At 37.4% G+C, this 23,261-nt stretch carries 20 protein-coding genes; 19 read left to right on the top strand and 1 reads right to left on the bottom strand.

Translation table 11 applies throughout. The features are described from left to right. The first annotated feature begins 304 nt into the window (after nucleotides 1-304). The 11 genes from IC621_RS00260 to IC621_RS00210 all read left to right on the top strand — a co-directional run bounded on the left by IC621_RS00260 (nucleotide 305) and on the right by IC621_RS00210 (nucleotide 13,467). A complete protein-coding gene (locus IC621_RS00260) occupies nucleotides 305-1,357 on the top strand; it encodes a helix-turn-helix domain-containing protein (RefSeq protein ID WP_191154612.1) in 1,053 nt (350 codons plus the stop codon). A gap of 7 nt (nucleotides 1,358-1,364) precedes the next feature. Continuing rightward, on the top strand, nucleotides 1,365-2,831 hold the full coding sequence (locus IC621_RS00255) for a RecQ family ATP-dependent DNA helicase (protein ID WP_191154611.1): 1,467 nt from the start codon (nucleotides 1,365-1,367) through the stop codon (nucleotides 2,829-2,831). A gap of 5 nt (nucleotides 2,832-2,836) precedes the next feature. Further along, nucleotides 2,837-3,439 carry a CPBP family intramembrane glutamic endopeptidase gene (locus IC621_RS00250; protein WP_191154609.1) on the top strand — a complete coding sequence of 201 codons (603 nt, stop codon included), beginning with the start codon at nucleotides 2,837-2,839 and terminating at the stop codon, nucleotides 3,437-3,439. Beyond that, entirely contained in the window at nucleotides 3,432-3,995 is a 564-nt protein-coding gene (locus IC621_RS00245; protein WP_191154608.1) for a LysM peptidoglycan-binding domain-containing protein, read from the top strand. Before IC621_RS00250 ends, IC621_RS00245 begins: the two co-directional genes overlap by 8 nt. Nucleotides 3,996-4,066: 71 nt before the next feature. Further along, nucleotides 4,067-4,525 carry a DUF2663 family protein gene (locus IC621_RS00240; RefSeq protein ID WP_191154606.1) on the top strand — a complete coding sequence of 153 codons (459 nt, stop codon included), beginning with the start codon at nucleotides 4,067-4,069 and terminating at the stop codon, nucleotides 4,523-4,525. A gap of 251 nt (nucleotides 4,526-4,776) precedes the next feature. Continuing rightward, nucleotides 4,777-5,559, top strand: a complete 783-nt coding sequence (locus IC621_RS00235) for a metallophosphoesterase (RefSeq protein WP_191154604.1) — start codon at nucleotides 4,777-4,779, stop codon at nucleotides 5,557-5,559. A 127-nt stretch (nucleotides 5,560-5,686) separates the two neighbouring features. Continuing rightward, nucleotides 5,687-6,955: an ATP-grasp domain-containing protein gene (locus IC621_RS00230; RefSeq protein WP_191154602.1), complete on the top strand. Its 1,269-nt coding sequence runs from the start codon at nucleotides 5,687-5,689 to the stop codon at nucleotides 6,953-6,955. A 38-nt stretch (nucleotides 6,956-6,993) separates the two neighbouring features. Continuing rightward, nucleotides 6,994-8,967, top strand: a complete 1,974-nt coding sequence (locus IC621_RS00225) for a hypothetical protein (protein WP_191154600.1) — start codon at nucleotides 6,994-6,996, stop codon at nucleotides 8,965-8,967. A gap of 713 nt (nucleotides 8,968-9,680) precedes the next feature. Continuing rightward, nucleotides 9,681-10,268 (top strand): genetic competence negative regulator, encoded by a 588-nt coding sequence (locus IC621_RS00220; RefSeq protein WP_191154598.1) that lies wholly within the window; start codon nucleotides 9,681-9,683, stop codon nucleotides 10,266-10,268. 682 nt (nucleotides 10,269-10,950) lie between these two features. Continuing rightward, entirely contained in the window at nucleotides 10,951-12,222 is a 1,272-nt protein-coding gene (locus tag IC621_RS00215; protein WP_191154597.1) for a Glu/Leu/Phe/Val family dehydrogenase, read from the top strand. 264 nt (nucleotides 12,223-12,486) lie between these two features. After that, nucleotides 12,487-13,467 carry a YpdA family putative bacillithiol disulfide reductase gene (locus IC621_RS00210; RefSeq protein ID WP_191154596.1) on the top strand — a complete coding sequence of 327 codons (981 nt, stop codon included), beginning with the start codon at nucleotides 12,487-12,489 and terminating at the stop codon, nucleotides 13,465-13,467. 219 nt (nucleotides 13,468-13,686) lie between these two features. On the opposite strand, the gene IC621_RS00205 is transcribed toward IC621_RS00210, so the two are convergent. Then, the gene (locus IC621_RS00205) at nucleotides 13,687-14,655 is read right to left on the bottom strand and encodes an asparaginase (protein ID WP_191154595.1); all 969 of its coding nucleotides are present in this window, start codon (nucleotides 14,653-14,655) and stop codon (nucleotides 13,687-13,689) included. A 113-nt stretch (nucleotides 14,656-14,768) separates the two neighbouring features. On the opposite strand from IC621_RS00205, the gene prsW reads away from it, so the two are divergent. The 8 genes from prsW (at nucleotide 14,769) to fni (ending at nucleotide 23,150) form a co-directional block, all read left to right on the top strand. Then, nucleotides 14,769-15,422, top strand: a complete 654-nt coding sequence (prsW, locus tag IC621_RS00200) for a glutamic-type intramembrane protease PrsW (protein ID WP_191154594.1) — start codon at nucleotides 14,769-14,771, stop codon at nucleotides 15,420-15,422. Between the two features lie 279 nt (nucleotides 15,423-15,701). Next, on the top strand, nucleotides 15,702-16,649 hold the full coding sequence (gene sleB / locus IC621_RS00195; protein ID WP_396652950.1) for a spore cortex-lytic enzyme: 948 nt from the start codon (nucleotides 15,702-15,704) through the stop codon (nucleotides 16,647-16,649). 14 nt (nucleotides 16,650-16,663) lie between these two features. Beyond that, nucleotides 16,664-18,004, top strand: coding sequence for a germination protein YpeB (gene ypeB / locus IC621_RS00190; RefSeq protein ID WP_191154593.1), 1,341 nt, complete (start codon nucleotides 16,664-16,666; stop codon nucleotides 18,002-18,004). Between the two features lie 914 nt (nucleotides 18,005-18,918). Continuing rightward, on the top strand, nucleotides 18,919-19,095 hold the full coding sequence (locus IC621_RS00185; protein WP_191154592.1) for a YpfB family protein: 177 nt from the start codon (nucleotides 18,919-18,921) through the stop codon (nucleotides 19,093-19,095). Between the two features lie 372 nt (nucleotides 19,096-19,467). Further along, nucleotides 19,468-20,139, top strand: coding sequence for a (d)CMP kinase (cmk, locus tag IC621_RS00180; protein ID WP_191154591.1), 672 nt, complete (start codon nucleotides 19,468-19,470; stop codon nucleotides 20,137-20,139). 2 nt (nucleotides 20,140-20,141) lie between these two features. Beyond that, nucleotides 20,142-20,723, top strand: coding sequence for a lysophospholipid acyltransferase family protein (locus IC621_RS00175; RefSeq protein ID WP_191154590.1), 582 nt, complete (start codon nucleotides 20,142-20,144; stop codon nucleotides 20,721-20,723). A 221-nt stretch (nucleotides 20,724-20,944) separates the two neighbouring features. Then, entirely contained in the window at nucleotides 20,945-22,090 is a 1,146-nt protein-coding gene (rpsA, locus tag IC621_RS00170; protein WP_191154588.1) for a 30S ribosomal protein S1, read from the top strand. 10 nt (nucleotides 22,091-22,100) lie between these two features. Continuing rightward, nucleotides 22,101-23,150, top strand: coding sequence for a type 2 isopentenyl-diphosphate Delta-isomerase (fni, locus tag IC621_RS00165; RefSeq protein ID WP_191154586.1), 1,050 nt, complete (start codon nucleotides 22,101-22,103; stop codon nucleotides 23,148-23,150). The last annotated feature ends 111 nt before the right edge of the window (nucleotides 23,151-23,261 follow it).

Raw genomic sequence — 23,261 nt, 5'->3', positions numbered from 1 at the left:
CATTAAACTTCCCACAGCATCATCGTTTAAATCTAAAATGACCTGCTATTTCATTTTATAATATGTAAAAATTGCTGGAATTGTTCACCAATTTGACACGAATGATGGAGTCTCCGAAGGCAGGTGGGCCAAAGCTGAATTACGACAAACCCAATTTTAAAATGGTAATTCCTTATTGTACTAAAAGTCTTGGTGAAGATTTAAAGAAAAACAAACAATGAAGTGTTCCTAATAAACCCATACTCACAAATCTGTTAAAATGAATGTATAAATCGAATGCTGTCAAAAATTGCAGGGTGGTATAATGACCAAAAACTATCTTGATGTAGTTGTATTATATAGTATTAAAAAGTTAGAGGGAGAAAGATCTCCATCAGCTGTTTTTCATTTATTAAGAGGAAAAAAATCTTCCCAAACGATTCAAGATCGCCAACTATTCCATTTATCTCATTTATTTTCTATTTTTCCAAAGCTGTCAAGGGAAGAGATGAATAATTGTATAAATCGTTTAGAACAGAAGAATCTCATAGAAAAAGTTAATGAAAACTGTAGCGAACTTACAGAAACTGGACATTCTTTTTTAACAGCTGCTTTGATTACTCATCCAATCCCTATCCATTTAAATGGCCAATTATATGGAGATTTAGGCAGGGTTTTTTGGGGGAGATTTTCTATTCTCACGCAAGTGCTCTCACATTTGTTAAGTAATAATAAGAACTATATCCCTATTACGAGAGATGAACAATTGCTAGCTTGGGTTAAAGTTTATTTAAAGACTCAGAAAAAAATGAAAATAACTGAACTGGCAAATGGCATATATTCCGAATTAAGTGCTGCATTGGATCAACTGTCAAATATTGAATGTCAAGTATTTGTATGGCACATCAGCTCAAATGACCGTGTAGGATTTACATTCGATCAAATAGCAGAGAGAATTGGAAAGGATATTGTTTATACTCAATTACTTTTTTGGAATGTCATTCATTTTCTTCTAAAAAAGACAATAGGCAGCAAAAAGCCAATTTTTCTGTCACTATTGCCCGAGATAAAGCGGCAGAATCGTCTGACGTTTTCAACCGAAGAAACAAGACGGCTGCTTAAAGAGGGATATTCTATAAAAGACGCTGCTGTATTGAGAAAGCTTAAGGAAAGTACAATTGAAGACCATATAGTCGAAATCGCTTTATATGATGATAAATTCTCTTTGCAAGGCTATTTGACAGAGAGTGAAATAGATGAAATTGTTCAAAGAGCAAAAGAGTTAAACACATTTCAATTAAAACGATTAAGAGACAGTTTGGATAATAAGTTCAGCTATTTTCAAATTCGCCTTGCAATAGCGAAAGCCTGGAGGTGAAACACATTTGCTTGAGACCGTACTACATAAACGTTTTGGCTATTCTACATTTCGACCGAAGCAAAAAGAGATAATCGAGGATGTGATAGCAAATAAAAATGTCATCGCTATGCTTCCAACAGGCACAGGTAAATCCTTATGTTACCAGCTTCCTGGATATTTTATGAATGGAACTGTGCTAATTGTGTCCCCATTATTATCACTAATGCAGGATCAAGTTCAGCAGATGAAACAAAATGGGGAGAAGAGTGTAGCAGCGATAAATAGTTTACTTAGCTACCAGGAACGAAAACAAATTTTGAGAAAGATCGATCAATATAAATTTCTTTTTGTTTCCCCAGAAATCTTACAATCAGACTATCTCATATCCCTTCTCAAACAGCTGACTATCGATTTGTTTGTTGTAGATGAAGCACATTGTATTTCGCAATGGGGTCATGACTTCCGCCCTGATTATTCGAAGCTGGGGGAAATTAGAAAAGCTTTAAATTCTCCAGTATGTCTTGCATTAACAGCTACTGCAACGAAAGAAATAGTAAAAGATATAAAGGATACTCTTAAACTGGAAGATTGTGAGAAACATATTCTTTCTGTTGACAGACCAAACATCTCCATTTCACTGGAAAGACTTTCAACAGTAGAGGCTAAACTAAAAAGAGTGAATGAGCTTGTTTCCCTTTTTCAAGGTCCCGGGATTGTCTATTGTTCAAGCCGTACATGGACAGAAAAAATATCTAGGTTTCTGAAAGAAAAAGGGCATCAAAAGGTTGCCTATTATCATGCAGGCCTAGATCAAGAGCAAAGAATTCTTACTCAAAATCAATTTATTCAAGATCAGCTTGAGATTATTTGCTGTACTACAGCCTTTGGAATGGGGATTAATAAACAGAATGTTCGATATATCATTCACTTCCATATTCCCTCTCAAATCGAGGCCTATTTGCAAGAAATCGGCCGTGCGGGTAGAGATGGTTTGGCAAGTGTTGCGGTTTTGCTGATTAGCCAAGGAGATCAAGAGATACCAAGAAACTTAATTGAAGCGGAGATTCCAGACTTCACGGTATTAGAGCAGGCAATCAAGACCATTTCTCTAGGAAAAGAGCGAGAGGAAGTCTTATTAAGTAGTTTAACGGAAACACAGGCTAGATTTGTACTTCATCTGCTAGGTCAATTCGGCTCAGTTGAAGGAAGTGAGACTGAAGCATTTCGTTATGTAAGGAATCACATAGAGAAAAGACTGCAGATTAAATATCAGAAGTTATCCTCAATACTTGATTGGACCCAATCTAACAGTTGCAGGAGAAAAGGAATAGTTTCTTATTTTGATGAAAATTCAAATGTTTCGGGCGTGCAAGATTGCTGTGATCAATGTGGACTGGATTATCGTCAATTTTATAGAAAGGAAAATTTCCATAGTGAAATAGAGCTGGAATGGAAGGAAGAATTAAAAAAGATTTTTCATCAAAGTGAGTGATATTCTTGTTTAAAAAACAATCCGAACTAATACATCTTCTAACTGATAAGCAAATTGTGCAGCAGTTATACTTTACACAACTACTGTTATTAATTATCTCCAGTATTTTGGTCTTTTTTTTATTTGACCAACCAGCAGAATTCCTGCAATTATGGTCGTTAAATGATCGATCAATTTTTGTCATTGGCGGGGGCTTGGCTCTGGTTGTTATTTTCTTAGATTTTTTTATAATGAAAGTAGCACCAAAGAGTTGGATTGATGATGGCGGGATTAATGAAAAGATTTTTAAAAATCGGTCGATCCCTCACATCATTTTCCTTACGTTACTCATTTCTTTCTCTGAAGAGATATTATTTAGAGGAATCATTCAAACGAATTTTGGCATTTGGGTAGCAAGTTTTCTTTTTGCTGTTTTACATTTACGATACTTATCAAAATGGCTTCTTTTTATATTAGTCGTAACGATAAGCTTTTTACTTGGCATCATTTATAGTTATACAGGGAACCTGTTTGTTCCGGTATTTTCCCATTTTATGATAGATTTAGTATTTGCTATTACAATCCGAATGCAATTTTTAAAAAGAGGTGAAATCAAGCCTAATGAGTAGAATACAGCGACGAAGGGAGCAATCTAAGCAGCTAAAGGAAAAGGTGACAAACAAAAAGGAAGCTGAAACTGGTTCTTATCCGTCAAGAAGTGAAATACATCAAAAGAACAAGAAAAAAAAGAAAGAAAAAAAGGTAAAATATCCATTAATCAGCCTTCTTGCAGCTGTCTTTATTTTATTACCCGGGACTATACTTTTTTTTATGATTTCTTCGGCAAACAAAGAGGTTGTTAGCAGTGATGGAGAGCAATTGTCTGGACACGAGGAATTATATATAGACATGGAACCTGGAGAAGAAAATGACACGAATAGAGGGGACAACCAGAACGAATCATCTAAAGAAACAGAACAAAGCACAGACAGCTCTGATGTATCTACTAATCAGGAGGATTATAGGATCGTAGAACATATCGTAGGACCAAAAGAAACATTATATCAGATTTCGATGAAGTATTATCATAATCGTAATGGTGAAGAATTAATAAGAGAATATAATAATTTGGATGGCAACGAAGTTTATGAGGACCAGGTCCTTAAGATCCCGCTGAAAAAGTAAACTTTGAGGCATTTCTATTTGGACAACATCATATTTATATATAAAGTAACTGGTATGATAGGGTGAGCGGGATGAATCAACAAATCGAACAACTGGATGGTTTTGCTGATGAACCTACTAGAGAAATGCTTCAAAGTCTTATTGATAAAAAAAGAAAGTTTGATAAATATAAGACTTTGTGTTTAAGGTGGCAGATTTTCACCTTTTTATCGGTCCTTTCATTTATGGCTTATTTTTATTTTATCATTCTCCATCCGGGTGATAGCAATTTGTCTATTTTACTTGGACAGTTTACCGGAGATGAAATGCACATATTCTTTTTAGTTGCTATAGTAGCAGGGTATGGCAGCGCCTTACATTGTAAGAAGAAAGAAGAAAAAGCGGAAACAGAGTATCATAAATTAAGGTGTGAGGTGATAACAAAAAGCCCGGACTTGTGGCCAAAACCATTTTTGTGGAAAAAAAGACATGAAGTGTTTAAAGTGATGAAAAAAGAATTTGATATAAATCTATTTTATGAAAGCAAGTAATGATAATTTTAAGCTTTTATTTTTTAGTCCTCCCTTACATACCATTATGGGAGGTTTTTTCTTTTGGAAATGCTATTATCAAAAAAACTGATGAATGATGGCAATCGTCTATCACAAATGTTACCGGTCTTACATAACACCTTAAGAGAGAAAAAGTTCTAGGTGCTTCACCGCGTTTAATGCACCGACGAGTTAACTGACCGATTGCTTTACCGTTTATAAAATAGCATGAGAACTAATAGGAGGAATATATGACAACCTTATTAATTACAGCGGCTGCAGGATCAGTCGTTTTTTGCCTATTTATGATGAAAAAAGCGTTTGAAAACAATTTAAAGAAAGATGTCCTCTTTTTTAAAGAATTCACTGGCAGGGAAATGAACATATTTTTTATTTCTGATCTTCATAAACGTGTTTTATCTCCAAATCTAATTAACCAAATCGATCAACCAGTGGATTTTGTTTTTATTGGAGGTGACATAACAGAGGGTAAGGTACCCTTTGCAAGAGTTGAAGAAAATATTCGAAAATTAACTGAATTCGGCCCAGCATATTTTGTTTGGGGAAACAATGATTATGAAGTTGAAACAGATACATTAATAAAACTCCTTGAAAAATATAATGTAAAGATTTTAAAAAACGAGGCAGTAGTTATAAAAGAAGAAGGAATTGATCTATCTATATTAGGTGTAGATGATATGACATTTGATGGTGATCGCTTAGAAGAAACTGTAGAACAGGTACCTAAAAATTCATTTAAAATCCTTTTAAGCCATAATCCTGAAATTGTAAAAAAAATTAGGAAAGAATATCAAATTTCCCTTGTGCTGAGCGGACATACACATGGCGGGCAAATAAGATTTCTGAATATAGGCTTATATGAAAGAGGATCGTTAAAATCGAGCAGTCATTACACAAAACTCGTTAGCAACGGCTACGGCACAACTCTTTTGCCGATGAGGCTTGGAGCTCCTTCAGAAGCTCATCTAATAACTCTTAAAGGTTATGATCGAAAGAAATCTTCGTTTAAGTGAGTTGCAAGTGGTTTACCTGCATTTATTATATAGAACTAGTTTATGATCCTTTCACGAAGGGGTATTAGAGAAAAAGACTGATCATATTTACTTTCCAAACTATTAAACAAACAAAGGAGAGACGACAATGGAGTTGGATCAATTAGAACTTTCGAGTACAGAACACCTGAAAGAAAAAAAAGAAACTAAACCTTATTTGACTGCGTTAATAGGGTGGAGCCTCCAAGCTATTGAGGCCTGTGACAAATTAAATAAACCGTATGTCGTAGTAGGACCGCCAGAATTCGAATCGTTTGCCGAAAAAAACAGTATTCGTTTTATAGGATGGAACTTTGAGCGCTTAAATGAAAATTCGAACAAGCTTTATGAAAAATTGAAGAGTCTTGGAGCTGAAGTAGCCATTCCTCTTTATGAGGAATGTGTGGAATGGGCTGGTGCCCTTAACTCTCGCTTTCGAGATGAACCACGTATATTTAATCGTTCCCTTCTGCTTCGTGATAAAGGCATGATGAAAAGGAAAGCACAAATTGCCGGAATTAAGGTTGGCGTTTTTGAAGAAGCTTGGTCTAAGGAAGATGTGAAGCGATTCTTAAAACGCGTTAATGAAGCTTTGTTAAAAGTCGAAGGGGACAAAAATGACCCGATTCATGTAAAGCCGCTCGATAAAGCGGGTTCGGTAGGGCACAGAGCAATTGATAACCCAGCCGAAATCGAAGCACTGACAGAAGCAGATTTTCCTTTACTTATGGAAAGCCATTTAGATGGTCAAGAATTTTCCTGCGAGGTATTTGTTCATAATGGAAAAATACAATTTCTAAATATTACTGAATATATCCGTCTTGGGTATTCGAACTTTGTACCAGCTTCACCAGCATTAGAAGAAAAACGTCCATTGATACGTAAAGCAGTCGAGCAATTGATTGATGCGTTTGAAATAGAATATGGAGTTATCCACCCTGAATATTTTATAACTTCTGATGAAACTCTTCATTTCGGAGAGGTTGCTGCCCGTGTGCCTGGTGGTCATATCTTTGATCTTATCGAACGGGCTCATGGATTTAACGCTTATCAAGCCCAAATTCTATGCAGTGATCCAAAAACAACAGAAGCAGAACTTCGGAGCTTTTTCCCAGATGAAAATGATCAACCAGAAGGATATGCTGGTTGCTTGATGGTTCACCCTCATGTTCATTACATTCAAAAACTAGATGTACCACAAGAATTAGAAGATCATCCATATTTTGAAAAGCATGATATGTTTTCTCCGTCTCAGGGTAAAGTTGCTGAGCGAATTGGTTTTGGTAACCATTACGGAACCATATTTTTATATGGTGAAGATAGTGAGGAAATGCGAGATCTGCTTAAACAATATGAGAAATATGATTTCTATATTTAAGTTTGTAACTAACCAAATAGAGTAAAGGGAGTTGTACAATGTCTTCTGAATTGACTGATAAGAAGGTGGAAAAGTTTCAGCGTGCGTTTGATGAGCTGGATAAATCAGCTGTTTTTGCAAAAACAATGTATCAAACAGACGTTTTTCAAGCAGCCGGTCGTTTGATGGAATCAGAAGCCGGAATAGAATGTTTGTATCATTTTTCCGATCGTTTTGACGAAGCGGGAGTTTTTTCCGGTGGTCCATGGGAAGATGCCTCGAAGCTTCAGGCCCCCCTTGTCGCAGGCTCTTTGATGGCCGAGGGAGTGACTTCAATTATTGAAGTGTTAAGCGATCTAAGGATGCTGGCCATCGCTAAAGAAAAGTATCACCATTCTTCAGTTGGCAGTGAGGAGGCATCAGCATTTTTACATGAGGTGCTTGCATTAAACCTTGATTCACTTTTTCCAAATGCTACAGAAGAAACAAGGTTACAAATGAAGGAGCAGAAGGAAGGGCATGAACGATCGCAAAAATTCTTTCAATTTCTGTTTTCTAACCTTTCAGCAAATATTCTCACGGAAACTTTGCTTTCAGAAATTGACAGGTTAACAGCTCAACGCCCAATTATGGTAAAAAGAAGTGTTTCCATGATTAAGATGGCGAAGAACTTGCAGAAAGGAGAAGATGATGATAGTGAGCAGCGAGCATTGAGCCATTACATTAAGGCGATTGAAGGTCCTACTCGGTTAAGCCAGCAATATCCAGAAATCAATGTTTACCGAAAGAAACTAAAGGATTTAAATGAAATGGAAATAGAAGAAGAAGCAGAATCTCTCGCTAAATCAATGCAAGAAACGGGATTAGTTGCTCCCCATCATGCGATTCTCGTTCGGTATTTAAATCGAGCTAATCCGGCACTCCTTTCGAAAGCCCTTATGCTTAGTGATAAAGGGAAAGCGAATATAGAGGAGCACTATGAACTTGTCAAGCAGCTTATTAAAGTAGCGATTTATCCTGCAACTAGACAGTCTGTATACGGGCTTTCAAAATTGCTTGATCGCGGAGTGTTGTCCTCATCACCTGTGATTCCTGGACTGCGAAGACTGATCGAATTGGATATTAAACCTGAAGTTCGCAAAGATTTATTTAGCTCCTATCGAAACCGGGAAGGCTTAACGTCAAATACTCTTCTCGTCTCCGGTGTGATTAGTGTCCTCGGTCAACCTTTAGGAGTAGGCCAGGGAATGAATCCTACTTGTCAGTCAGCCCGAGGGATAAGTCTATGGGCACAGCATGCCCCAGGCTATTTACTGGAGCTGATACCACGTGCTGCACGCGATGGTGATATTGATTTTATGTTTGAAGGAATACCGCTCCATTCTAAGGATTTAAAAGGTGGATTGGCACCTGATCTCCACAAAGAGTTAGATCCTGTATCGTTAGTGTTAGTTCCACACCTAGATCGAATCTACAATGAAATGATGACCCGGGTGGCACTCCGGGGTGATGATGGACACCGATGGGTTAATCCCGCTTTTTATGGAAACTGGGTTCAAAATGGCTTCAGTACTGTCATTGAACCTATAACAGGTACAATAAGCGATTATGCTGGATATGTCCGTTTATTTTATGCTACCCATCATCCAGACTATAACGATGATTATGAGCTCATCTACCCGAATCCGGTAGGAATCTATATTACGAATGTACATGGAAAGTTACTCGGGCTGCATGCTGTTTCTATTTTGCGTATTGCTAAGGATCCGCAGGATGAGTACCGTGTTTATTTTTATAACCCTAATAACGACGGCTCCCAAAATTGGGGCCAAGGAATCAAACCGAGTGTTTCAGGACATGGAGAAATAGAGGGTGAATCTTCTCTGCCGTTTCACCAATTTGTATCCCGTTTATATGCATTTCATTACAACCCATATGAACAAGGAGAGGCTTTTGCAGTTGAAGAAGAGATTGTTGATGGAATAGAAAAATTAGCACGCGAAAGCTGGGGAAAGGAATATACATGGGTTTGAGCTGGTTGAACTTTATTTTGCTTTATAAGGAAAAAGGAAATAATTAATCCGAAAAATGAGGACCAAGCTGAGTTATTTTTGCTTAGTAAGCAGAAAGACTAGCTGGTCTTTATTTTTCAGTTAAGAAATTTAAGATAATAAAAGAATTAACGTGATAAGGCGTGTTATCATAGTCCAGCTCCAAGCGCCATCAGCCATAGGGCACTAGTTAAATTCGCCCGAGAAGGTTAAAGAACAATCTTCTGCTTAGTCTTATGCTTGTCACCGATTGATGGGTGCTCTGTGCTTTTCTTTCATAATTTAATATAAGTAAATTGGTTTAGGGGCATTGACTGAGCAACAATTACGATGTTGCTTTAAAGTAACCACAAATATCCCATTTCTATTCACTGGAATTAAGTTTATTTCCAATTTTTTCAATGTGTATCATCTATCTGCAAATATTGCTGTACAAGAGTCCACGATCTTAAGTAACCGGTAGAAGCTTGGATTTTGTCAATTACTTATATTGTAAAGAGAGTTTTTAAAGCTTAGATAACTTTAGCAATTATGCTTTTATCGCACTAGAGAAGACGGCTGAAAATAATTCAATGATCAAATAAGCTTGTCTTCCTTTTCTTTCCGTTGTAAACTGATATCAAAATTATTGAACCATCATTCTGAAATTTCATATGATAATGTATGGATTTGTGTATGCGGCAGGAGGGAAAGGAATGCGTCTTGAAAGGTTAAATTATAATAAAATCAAAATCTTTTTAACTCTTGATGATTTAACTGACAGAGGACTGACAAAAGAGGATCTGTGGAAGGATTCTTTAAAGGTTCATCAGTTGTTTCGCGAAATGATGAATGAGGCGAGCGAGGAATTAGGGTTCGAAGCACATGGACCGATTGCAGTTGAAGTTTATTCTCTCCAAGCACAAGGAATGGTTGTCATTGTAACAAACAATGAGGAAAATTATGAGGTTGATGAAGATTTTTCAGATGATTACATTGAGATGCAAGTAAAGCTTGATGAAAGCATGGATATTGTTTATGAATTTGCTTCATTTGAAGATTTAATTCAGCTCTCCCACCACTTGCATTCATTAGGTATAACAGGCGGTGCTGTTCACTCATACCAAAATTTATATTATCTTGAAATGGAAAAAATACAATCAATTCCAGTTGATGATATGGTAGCTATTCTTGCAGAGTATGGCAACCCCACTCATTTAACGATTTATCGTTTACATGAATACGGAAAAGTCATTTTCTCTGATCAAGCAATTGAAAAAATAAAATCTTATTTTAAATTGTAATAGAGTAAAGTAATTTAGTTCAAGCCCGGTATCTGACACCGGGCCTGACGATCTTTATCAGTTCAGAATGTTACTATAAATTAAAGTGCAAACGTGTAAAAGAATGTAAATAGCTGTCCAGCTCCGCCATTCGCCCTTAGGTTTTGACGGCTCGAGGGAGTGATTGTTTGCCGAGAGGCGGTTGCTATCCGCTTTTCGTTCTCAGTTAAGAAAGTTTAAATAAATTAAAGTGTTAACGCATTAAAGTTAGTTATCATTGTCCAGCTCCGAGCGCCATCGGCCCTTAGGTCTCAGGGTCAATCCATGCCGGCTCGCCTTGTGCTTGTCGCCGTTAAGCGGGCGCTCTGCGCTTTTCTTATAAGATCAGAAAGTTAAATATAATTAAAGTATTAACGTATTAAAGAGTGTTGTCGTTGTCTAGCTCCAGGCGCCATCGGCCCTTAGGTCATAAGCCAATCCGTCAAGAAGGTTAAGGAACAACCTTCATGCCGGCTCGTCTTATGCTTGTCGCCGATAGGCGGGCGCCTTGCGCTTTTCGTTCTGCTTTTTGATGTTTTCAAAAATTAAGAGGATTTTCATAAAAAGAAAACTTTCATCTTGCATAAAATGATGGAAGGTGTATACTATGTCATGAAAGGTGGACTCACCACTTAACTTATGAGAGATAGTAGGAGGTTAACTTATGGTAGCCGATAAAAACACCGACCAAAATCATGAGAAACATGATGTGTTAAAATCAACTCAAACGGTGATACATAAGGCACTTGAAAAACTTGGTTATCCAGATGAAGTGTACGAATTATTAAAAGAGCCGATTAGAATGATGACAGTGAAAATTCCTGTCAGAATGGATGATGGTTCTGTTAAAATATTTACTGGCTACCGTGCACAACATAATGATGCTGTTGGACCTACAAAGGGAGGCATCAGGTTTCACCCCAATGTTACTGAAAAAGAAGTTAAAGCGCTTTCGATTTGGATGAGTTTAAAATGCGGAATCGTCGATCTTCCATATGGGGGAGGAAAAGGTGGTATTGTATGTGACCCACGCGATATGTCATTCCGTGAATTGGAGCGATTAAGCCGCGGGTATGTCCGGGCTATAAGTCAGATAGTTGGACCAACCAAAGATATTCCAGCACCAGATGTTTTTACAAACTCACAAATCATGGCCTGGATGATGGATGAATATAGCCGAATTGATGAATTCAACTCTCCTGGTTTTATCACTGGAAAACCCCTTGTGTTAGGTGGATCTCACGGTAGAGAGTCTGCCACTGCGAAGGGAGTAACAATTTGTATTCGAGAAGCGGCAAAGAGAAAAGGAATCGCTATTGAGGGTGCACGTGTTGTCGTCCAGGGATTTGGTAATGCAGGAAGCTATTTAGCTAAATTTATGCATGATGCTGGTGCAAAGGTAATTGGTATTTCAGATGCATATGGCGGACTTCATGATCCAGATGGTTTAGATATTGATTACTTGTTAGATCGTCGTGATAGTTTTGGGACAATTACGAAGTTGTTTAATGATACGATATCAAATAAAGAACTGCTTGAATTAGATTGTGATATTCTTGTCCCTGCAGCAATCGAAAATCAAATTACCGAAGAGAACGCACACGATATACAAGCAAGCATTGTTGTCGAAGCAGCAAACGGCCCAACGACAATAGAAGCAACTCAAATCCTGACTGAAAGAGACATCCTTTTAGTACCGGATGTTCTTGCTAGTGCTGGAGGAGTTACAGTATCATACTTTGAATGGGTTCAAAATAATCAAGGTTATTATTGGACTGAAGATGAAGTGGAAGAAAAATTAGAAAAAGTGATGGTTAAATCCTTTAATAATATTTATGAAACCGCCCAAAATCGCCGTTGTGATATGCGTCTGTCCGCATACATGGTCGGCGCACGTAAAATGGCGGAAGCCTCTCGTTTCAGAGGATGGATTTAAGCTGGATAGTTTGCAACTATATGAAAAATCTCCTATCATGGAATAGGAGATTTTTTTATTGGGTTTAGAAAATATCAATAGTTAAGCGAGCTCATAATGTCCGGCTCAGCATCTTGCCCGATTCTTAAGGTCACACAAAACGAGCCAATCCTTTCAAAAAGGGAGGAGCTGCCTTTTTCCGCACTTATCAGTGCTTGGCCTAGGTTGGACAAAGCCCGGCAAAAGCTTGTCGTTCATAATAGGAAGTTATCAGGAGTGAAAAAGATGAAGAATGAAGAAGTAATTGTTGTTGGAGGAGGACCTTGCGGCCTCGCCGCAGCTATTTCTTTACAGGATCAAGGACTAAATCCTGTTGTGCTGGAAAAGGGTAATATTGTAAATGCGATCTATAACTACCCAACTCACCAGACTTTTTTTAGTTCAAGTGAAAAGCTGGAGATCGGGGATGTTCCGTTTATTACTGAAAATCGCAAACCAGTGAGAATACAAGCATTGGCCTATTATAGAGAAGTAGTGAAAAGGAAAAAATTAAGAATTCAGGCATTTGAAAAGGTAAATAAAATTGCTTGTACAGAAGAAGGGCAATTTATTATAAATACTTCTAAACAATCCTATCAAACAAAACATGTTATTATAGCCACTGGATATTATGATCACCCAAACAAACTGAATATTCCTGGTGAAGATCTGCCTAAGGTTTTTCATTATTTTAAGGAAGCACATCCGTATTTTGATAAAGATATAGTTGTGGTAGGTGGAAAAAATTCAAGTGTTGATGCCGCTCTGGAGCTTCATAAAGCAGGTGCACGAGTAACTGTTATATACAGAGGTCCAAGCTATTCTCAAAGTGTAAAACCTTGGATACTTCCAGAATTTGATGCTCTAGTTAGAAAAGAAGAAATCAAAATGGAATTCAATGCAAAAGTAAAGGAAATTCAGCGAGATAAAGTGATTTATGAATTGAATGGCGAAGAAAAATCTGTACGAAACGATTTTGTATTTGCTATGATTGGCTATCATCCTGATCATGATTTTTTGAAAGAAGTTGGGATTATTATTGATTCTGAAACAGGCAGACCGCAATATGATCCTCAAACGATGGAAACAAATGTGAAAGGTATCTATATTGCTGGAGTTATTGCAGCAGGTAACAATGCAAATGAAATTTTTATTGAAAATGGAAGGTTTCACGGTGACCTACTTGCACGGCATATTTTATCCCAGGAATCATATAAAAATTGCTGACCGCTAAGTGAGCAGGCATTTTCTATTGACTTTTTCTATTGCCACTGAACAACAAAAGCTTTAAATAAAGATAATCTGTGTGCGTCTATTCTTCATCTGACGATGAAGTATAGACTTTGCAGCAGGGTTGTCCAGCTTAAGCGCCTGACTGACACCTAGAGATTCTCAAACCTCGGGTATTCAGGCGCTTTAGGCACTTATTGAATTTAAAAACGGCTATTAAAAAGTAAATATTTCCTCAATTTCTTTTTGAGATGAAGTCGATTCTAAGGCGATCATTAATTTTATTCGAGCCTTTGGTCCATTTAGCCCATTGCTAAAAATCGCTCCTAATTGCTTTAGGTGTTTTCCTCCGCCTTCATAGCTGTAAACATCCTGAACAATTCCATTAAAACATCTCGAAACAATAATAATTGGAATATGCTTATTCAGAAGTGACTTAATTCCTGGAAGCATCATAGGGGGTAAATTCCCTTGCCCTAATGCTTCGATCACAAGACCATCCATTTGAAGAGGCTCAAGTGCTTCTAAAATAGAATGATCCATTCCCGCATATGCTTTTAACAGAAGGACATTTTTAGTTAAGTTTTTAATTTGGAATTGTCTTTGTTGAATAGGTCGATTGTGAAAAAAGACCCCGCTCTTATTTACAACTCCAATTGGTCCATATTGAGGACTTCGAAATGTTGCAATATTACTTGTATGTGTTTTTGTTACATTAGCTGCTGCATGAATTTCGTCATTCATTACGACTAGAACTCCGAGCTCTTTAGCTTGTTCTGAAGAAGCAACCTTTATGGCCGATAATAGATTATATAACCCATCTGAACCTAGCTCATTACTCGACCTCATTGCCCCTGTCATTACAATTGGAACAGGTAATTTAGTAGTTATATCGAGAAAAAAGGCTGTTTCTTCAAGTGTGTCTGTACCATGAGTGACAACAATCCCATCTAGCCCTTCTTTTTCAAACTGTTCGATAATCGTTTCTTTTAGATGAAGCATATGATTAGGTGTAATATGAGGAGAAGGTAAAAAAAATAATTCGATAGTGTTTATGTTCGCTGCTTGAACATCATATATGCTTGTCAATAAAGGATTCATCTTTCCTTGCTTCACTTCACCTGTTGCTGCATCTTCCTGCATGGATATGGTTCCGCCTGTATGAATAATTAATATTTTCTTCATGATGTACCTCCAAAATAAGTCGTTGCATAAATAGTTTATAGTTTACATTTTCAATTATATAGTAAGATGATACGATAAAAATAGGAGATTTTTGATAGAAACGAGGCTTTTACATGTTTGCGATTATTTCCGCTGGTATAGCACCAGGGATAGCAATATTAATTTATTTTTATTTAAAAGACCAATATGACTCAGAACCATTTCATATGGTTTTTAGATCATTTATATTTGGTGCGCTTCTCGTTTTCCCGCTAATGTTTGTTCAATATGTTATTAAAGCAGAGAACATTTTTCCCTCAATCTTTTCACATGCATTTGTGACTTCCGGGCTTTTGGAGGAGTTTTTTAAATGGTTTATACTAATGGTGACGATCTATCAGCATGTACATTTTGATGAGCACTATGACGGCATCGTTTATGGAGCCTCTGTTTCCCTTGGGTTTGCTACATTGGAAAATATATTATTCTTAGTTGGAAATGGAGTAGAGCATGCAATTGGAAGAGCCATTTTACCTGTATCCAGTCATGCTTTATTTGGTGTAATTATGGGTTACTATATAGGAAAAGGGAAATTCTCAACATATTCGAGTAAGTATAAGTGGCTTACATACTCATTATTAATCCCTATTTTTTTACACGGGTTTTATGATTATATTATTATGGCCTATGAACACTGGGGTTACTATATGATGCCATTTATGTTGTTTTTATGGTGGTTTGGCCTACATAAAGCAAAAAAAGCAAGATTAATAAAGAAGCATGCTTAAAAAGAGACTGATATTGCTCAGTTTCTTTTTTTGGTTTCAGAAATTTTAAATTAATTAAATCTTTCTTCTAGTTTGAGCCCAAGTAATTCATTTGTTAAAAACTAAAAAGATAAGTTGGAGGTAGTATTAACGATTTTATGTATGTTTCATAAGGGAAGAGACAAGGGTTCATTCATTATTTCAAAACTTCTCGACCATTTCTTATCCTTTTCATGAATAAAATGGCACCCGCTACAAAAAATACATGTAACAAACATCAAGGATATAGGAGGCAGCAGGATGAAATGCTTTAGAATGGTATGTTTGATTTATATCATCTTTTCATGTGTATTAATTTTTCAATCCTTACCTTTAGAAGAAAATAAAGCATATGCTTTTACAAATCAAGTGATCCAAAGAGGGGCAACAGGAGAAGATGTTGTAGAACTGCAAGCTAGATTGCAGTATAACGGATATTATCATGGGAAAATTGATGGTGTTTATGGATGGGGAACATATTGGGCAGCTCGAAATTTTCAACAACAATTTGGATTAGGAGAAGTTGATGGACTGATAGGAGAAAAAACTAAGCAAAAATTGAGAGATACAACAAAATACTATAAAACCTTTGTTCATAGGCAATTAAACAGCGGGAAGGATTTTACCCATTATGGAGGAATACCGTTAGATCAACAAATGGCTCCATCCAAAGAGATGAGAGCAAAAGCCAGACAACAAGCTGAAGCACGCCGTACGAAACAAGGCGGTGGAGCTGAAGCACAGCCTAGGGCAAAAGAACCTGCTGCACCAAAGCAGGCACCAAAACAGCAAACAGAAAAACAAGAACAGCAGGAAAAACAAAAAACAGTCGCTCAAAATATGCCAGGCGGATACTCACAAAATGATATTCAATTAATGGCAAATGCTGTTTATGGGGAAGCCCGTGGTGAGCCTTATATAGGTCAAGTCGCAATAGCAGCTGTTATTTTAAATCGTATTGAAAGTCCAACTTTCCCGGATACAGCTGCTGGAGTCATCTATGAACCGTTAGCATTTACTGCTGTGGCTGACGGTCAGATAAATTTGACTCCGAATGAACAGGCTAAAGAAGCTGTACTTGATGCCATAAACGGCTGGGATCCAACAGAAAATGCTACTTACTATTTCAATCCAAACACAGCTACAAGCTCTTGGATTTGGGGACGGCCACAAATTAAAAAAATCGGCAAGCATATATTCTGCGAGTAGAGAGGTGATCTATCATGTTTCGAGGAATACTTATTACTGTATTAGCAATAGGAGTTATTGGAACTGGGTACTGGGGATATAAGGAACATCAGGAAAAGAACGCAGTACTCATTAATGCTGAGAATAACTATCAAAGAGCTTTTCATGAATTAACCTATCAGATTGATCAATTGCATGATAAAATTGGTGCGACACTTGCGATGAATTCTCGGCAATCATTGTCTCCGGAGCTTGCAGACGTATGGCGAATTACGTCAGAAGCACACAGTGATGTTGGTCAGCTGCCCTTGACTCTCCTTCCTTTTAATAAAACAGAAGAATTTTTAGCAAATATCGGCGACTTCAGTTACAAAGCAGCGATCAGAGACCTTGAGGATGAACCATTAACAGACAAAGAGTATCAAACATTAAAAGGCCTTTATGAAAAATCGGGAGATATACAAAATGAACTTCGAAATGTTCAGCACTTAGTGATGGAAAATAATTTACGATGGATGGATGTGGAGCTTGCATTAGCATCCAGTCAAAAGCAAAATGACAATACGATCATTGATGGATTCAAAACCGTAGAAAAAAATGTGGATGCTTATTCTGAAGCAGACTTTGGACCTGCTTTTACATCAACGAATAATAAAAAAACTGGCTTTAATCAGCTTAAGGGGAAAAAGATATCAGCGGAAGAAGCTAAAGCAATTGCGAAGAAATACTCCCCAGAAGCAGTTGATCATATCGAAGTGACAAAAAGCGGGAAAAACTCAAAATTTAAATTCTATAGTGTCACGTTGCACGATAAAAACGAGGCAGACATTTATATGGATATAACGGAAAAGGGCGGACACCCAATATGGTTAATTCAAAACAGACAAGTAAAAAAAGCAAAAATAAGTTTGAATGATGCATCTAATAATGCGGTTCAGTTTCTAAAAGAACATGGATTCAAAGATCTTGAGCTTGATGAAAGCTCTCAATATGAGAACATAGGAGTTTTCACCTTCGTTCCTAATGAAAACGGAGTTAGACTTTATCCGGACACGATTAGAATGAAAGTTGCTTTGGACGACGGAAAAATAATTGGGTTTTCTGCAAGAGATTATCTTGCATCACATAGAAAACGTGAAATCCCTGACCCGAAAATGAAGGTAGAAGAAGCAAAAACAAAACTCAACAAAAATCTGCTTGTCCAAGAAGAACGGCAAGCAATTATTGTAAATGAACTTGATGAAGAAGTGCTTTGCTATGAATTTCTAGGAACAATTGACAACGATACCTATCAAATTTTCATCAATGCTCAAAATGGTACAGAAGAAAAAGTCGAAAAACTGAAAAATGCAGAACCAATTTATCAAGAGATTTAAATGTAACTGCCATTAGTGTTAGTCTTCCACTGATGGTTCGCCCTTGTCCAAGCTGCTTTGTTTTCTACAAAGAGTGATACGGGATGTTACAGCTGGCAATAGGAAAATAGGTCTATTAGGAAGAAGGAAGCAGTTGGTTATGCTTTCTTCTTTTTTTCAATTAAGAATGTTTAAGTTAATTAAAATATTAACGTGATAAAGAGTGGTATCATTGTCCAGCGCAGCGGACAGGACGTCCTAGTACCGGCAGGCATAAGGCCGTGACGCCTTTGCCGCCGATAAACGGGCGCTCTGCTCTTTTCGTTCTAAGGTGCTAAAGTATGGTTTCAGCGTCTATTAATAAAACGGGTTTAAGGCTGTTTGGGATTTTTTTGCTTTTCCTTTCAATTTGAGTAGAGAAAATCTTTTCTACTTTCCATAATATAAATATGTGACCACACCTGTCTTGATAGAGAATGCAAATTCATTCTCAGGTTAATAACCCCTCTTGCACTTTTCTTCCTATCCATGATTTAATAAGAAAGGAGAATAAGTATCTTTTTAACCGGATAAAGAAGTTTGTGTTAGTTAAAATATTTACGTATAAATGTAGTTATCGTTGCCCTAGCTGAAGCATCTAGCCTGATTCTTCTTGTCAAAGGATCATTCTCCTAAAAAGGTAATAGCAGGATTATGGTGTGTTCGTCTAATGCTTTTCGACTAAAGACTTACGCCTTACGCTTTTCTAAATAGCTTTAGAGAGAGTGGTTCGATGATAAAACAGAGCAGTTAATTGTCCAGTTCTGCTTTGAACAGCAGCTTTTGCATCGAAAAAAAGGTATATTAGCTGAATAAATATTTCGCCGCTTTTCCATACTAGAAAGAAAGCTTGAGTTTGAAAAAATTTTTTATTGATATAAAAGTGTGGAGATTTTATGAAACGGTTTGAAGGAATTCTAATTAAACTGGCGATAATTCAGTTTGTTTTGCTCTTTATAGCGCAGTTTCTAATGAACCAAGAGGAAATACAACCATACATTTCCAAGGTCGTTCAATACGAGGGAGTAAACAAGCTCACGATTACAGAATGGCTGGAAACATTTAAACAGTAAGCTGCAGGTGAAACCTGCTTCTTTATTTTTTAAAGGAATTTATGCTTGATTAAGCAGCAAAGTGAGCTGTCGTTGTCCAGCGGCATCCTTTCCCTCGATATCCAAAAGGTGGTGGCTGGTCAAGGCGATTTTGCTTTTCTATGTTGTCCAGCGCAGGCGGACAGGACTTCCTAGTGTCGGCAGGCATAAGGCCGTGATGTCTTTTCCGGCCGGGCGCCATCGACCTTTAGGTCTCAGGGCCAATCCGCCCGAGTAGGTTAAAGAACAACCTTTCTGCCGGCTCGCCCGAGTACTTGACGCCGAGAAACTAGTGCTCTGCACTTTTCGTTCTTCCAGCCTTCTTATAAACTATTAATCTTGAGGAGAAAAGAAATGAAAAAATTATCTATTGCAATTGACGGGCCTGCAGCTGCCGGAAAAAGTACAGTTGCTAAAATTATTGCTGAAGATTTATCTTACATATATATTGATACAGGAGCTATGTACCGGGCTCTAACTTATAAAGCAATCGAAGAAAGTGTTGATTTGGAGAATGAAGATGCATTGATTGCTATATTATCCAAATCAATGATAGAACTCATTCCAGCCTCAGGTAAGCAGCTTGTGCTTATAAATAAAAAGGATGTATCAAGTGTCATACGAACAAGCAATGTTAGCAATAAGGTTTCGATTGTAGCTAAACATGCAAAGGTAAGAGAAGAAATGGTACTGAGGCAGCAAAAGCTTGCAAAAGATGGCGGAGTTGTCATGGATGGTCGTGATATTGGCACACATGTTTTACCTAACGCTGATATTAAAGTGTTTTTAAGAGCTTCTGTTGAAGAACGGGCAAAAAGAAGACATGAAGAAAATTTGGAAAAAGGATTTGAATCAGATTTAGAGAATTTAAAAGCTGAGATTGCGAGAAGAGATAAACTGGATTCTGAAAGAGAGATAGCCCCATTAAAGAAGGCAAGCGATGCAATAGAGATTGATACAACCTCTCTAACAATTGAGGGAGTCGTAGAACAAATTAAACATTTAATCAATGAAAGGCAAGGATAAGCATGTCTCTTTATAACTTTGGGAAAACCTTATGTACAGTTATTTTAAAACCTATGTATCGATTTGAAATATCCGGTCTAGAGCATTTTCCAAAAGAGGGACCGGTCATTCTCTGTTCAAATCATATAACTAATCTTGATCCGCCGGTTGTAGGGATATGTGCCCCAAGGCAAGTTCATTTTATGGCAAAGGAAGAGCTTTTTAAAGTGCCTGTATTGGGGGAAATTCTTCTTAAAATTGGGACATTCCCAGTAAAGCGAGGGTTAAGCGACCGGGAGGCTTTACGGAAAGGACTTAAAGTATTAAAAGATGGAGAAGTTTTAGGTTTGTTTCCAGAAGGAACAAGAAGCCGCACTGGAAAGCTTGGAAAAGGATTAGCTGGGGCAGGTTTTTTTGCTGCAAGATCTGATGCGAGCGTAATCCCATGCGCAATTATTGGTCCTTATCAAAAATTCAAACCTTTGAAGGTGGTCTTTGGGGAACCGATCGATATGACTTCACTTAGAGATAGGAAAGCTAGTGCGGAAGAAACAACTTTAGTCATAATGGACCATATTCGACAATTACTTGAAAAAAACAGTTAGTTCAGGAGTTTCTGCTTGACAAAAAGTAGCATTTATTAGAAGTTAGTAAAAAGAGGGGGATATTCAAGCACTCACATTTCAATTTAGATATGTGTGTATTGATGATACATAAATTAAATAATCACAATTATAAAGTGTTTGATTGCATTAGTTAATTCGGGTCAAATACTTTCAATTTACTAAACTTAGTTGTGTAGGTTTGGATCAAGGAGGTAAACAAAATGACAGAGGAAATGAATCAAGTAGAGGTAAAAACACCTGAGGTGGGAGAGGTAGTAAAAGGAATCGTTTCGAAAGTGGAAGAAAAGCATGTCATTGCAGACATTGAAAACTGCAAGCATACTGGAATCATTCCGATTAGTGAATTATCAAGTTTACACGTTGAAAAAGCGTCAGATGTTGTGGAGCTAAATGAAGAATTGGAATTAAAAGTAACAAAAGTCGAAGAGGATGCCCTCATTTTATCAAAGCGTGCTGTTGATGCAGATAAAGCATGGGATGAGCTCGAGAAAAAATATGACGCAAAAGAAGTTTTTGAAGCAGAAGTAAAAGATGTAGTCAAAGGCGGCTTAGTAGTCGACTTAGGTGTACGCGGATTTATCCCAGCTTCTCTAGTTGAGGCGCATTTTGTTGAAGACTTTTCCGATTATAAAGGCAAATCGTTAACCTTAATGGTGGTTGAATTAGACCGTGAAAAGAATCGGGTAATTTTATCCCATAGAGCGGTTATTGAAAAAGAGCAAGTAGAGAAAAAGCAAAAATTAATTGATCAGTTAAAAGTGGGCGAGGTTCTGGAAGGTACTGTTCAGCGATTAACAGACTTTGGTGCTTTTGTTGATATTGGAGGTATCGACGGGTTAGTCCATATTTCCCAATTATCTCATTCCCATGTAGATAAACCATCAGACGTGGTTGGAGAAGGTGAGAAGGTCACTGTTAAAGTACTGTCTGTTGATAGGGATAATGAAAGAATTTCTCTTTCAGTTAAAGAGACTTTACCTGGACCATGGGCAAACATCTCTGAAAAGGTGAAGGCCGGGGATGTCCTTGAGGGAACTGTCCGCCGTTTAGTAAGCTTCGGTGCCTTCGTTGAAATTCTTCCAGGTGTGGAAGGTTTAGTTCATATTTCTCAAATATCAAACAAACATATTGGTACACCTCATGAAGTCCTTGAGGAAAATCAACAAGTTAAAGTGAAAATACTTGATGTTAATGAAGAGGAGCAGCGAATTTCATTAAGTATTCGTGAGCTTGAGGAATCAGCAAAACCAGATAATCAAGATTTGCAAAACTATCAATCAAAAGAAGAATCCTCTGGCTTTCAGCTTGGAGAAATGATCGGCGATAAATTAAATAAATTAAAATAATGGTGATAAAGTGAGCAGAACAAAACGGAAAATTCAGCATATTCAACATGCTCTTTCAATCGGTCAAAGCAGGATGAATGGATTGGACGATGTTACGTTTGTTCACCAATGCTTACCTAACTTGTCATTGGCAGATATTAACCTTGATTCAAAAATTGGCGAACTTGTTACAGGTTCGCCAATTTTTATCAATGCGATGACTGGAGGAGGCGGTGAAGAGACATTAAAAATCAATGAACAGCTAGCTAGAGCAGCTGCAGAATGTAATATTCCCCTCGCAGTCGGTTCCCAAATGTCCGCGATAAAAAACCCAGAAGAAGCTTCTTCCTATGAAATTGTTAGAAAAGCAAATCCTAACGGCTTGATTTTTGCGAATTTAGGAAGTGAGGCAACTGTTGAACAGGCTGAAAGAGCAGTGGACATGATAAAAGCAAATGCCCTCCAGATCCATTTAAATGTCGTTCAGGAGCTTGTAATGCCAGAAGGAGATCGAGATTTTACGGGTGCATTAAACCGCATAGGAGCAGTTGTAAATTCACTTAACATCCCGGTTATTGTTAAAGAAGTAGGATTTGGCATGAACAAGGAAGCAGCTTCCCAATTACTATCAGTTGGTGTCTCAGCAATTGATACGGGAGGATTTGGTGGTACAAATTTTGCTGAAATTGAGAATAAGCGCAGAGAAAAGTACTTAACCTATTTTAATGAGTGGGGCATTTCAACTGCTTCATCTGTTGCAGAAATCGCCAGCATTGCTCCTCCTAACTCAATAATTGGATCAGGAGGCATACAAAACGCTTATGATGCAGCAAAGGCTATTGCACTTGGTGCATCCGGAGTTGGTATGGCGGGATATTTTCTAAAGATCTTACTTAAAAATGGATATGATATGCTCTTGCAAGAGATTTCGCTTCTGCATGCAGATATAAAAATGATTATGACAGCTCTTGGAACAAAAAATATAGAAGAATTACAAAATGCACCTCTGGTTATATCAGGAAAAACCCATCATTGGTTGACTGAACGAGGTGTTCAAACAAAGACTTACAGCCGCCGATAGGTCATCGATCTAATAAAAACACCACCATTTTTTTGGTGGTGTTTTTATGCGTGTCCAGCTCCGAGCACCACCGTTCCCTAGGCCAAAAGCCAACTTGTAAAAAGGGTAATG

Source organism: Metabacillus arenae, assembly GCF_014773385.1.
Lineage (GTDB): Bacteria > Bacillota > Bacilli > Bacillales > Bacillaceae > Metabacillus_D > Metabacillus_D arenae.
This window is presented reverse-complemented; position numbering and strand designations above follow the sequence as displayed.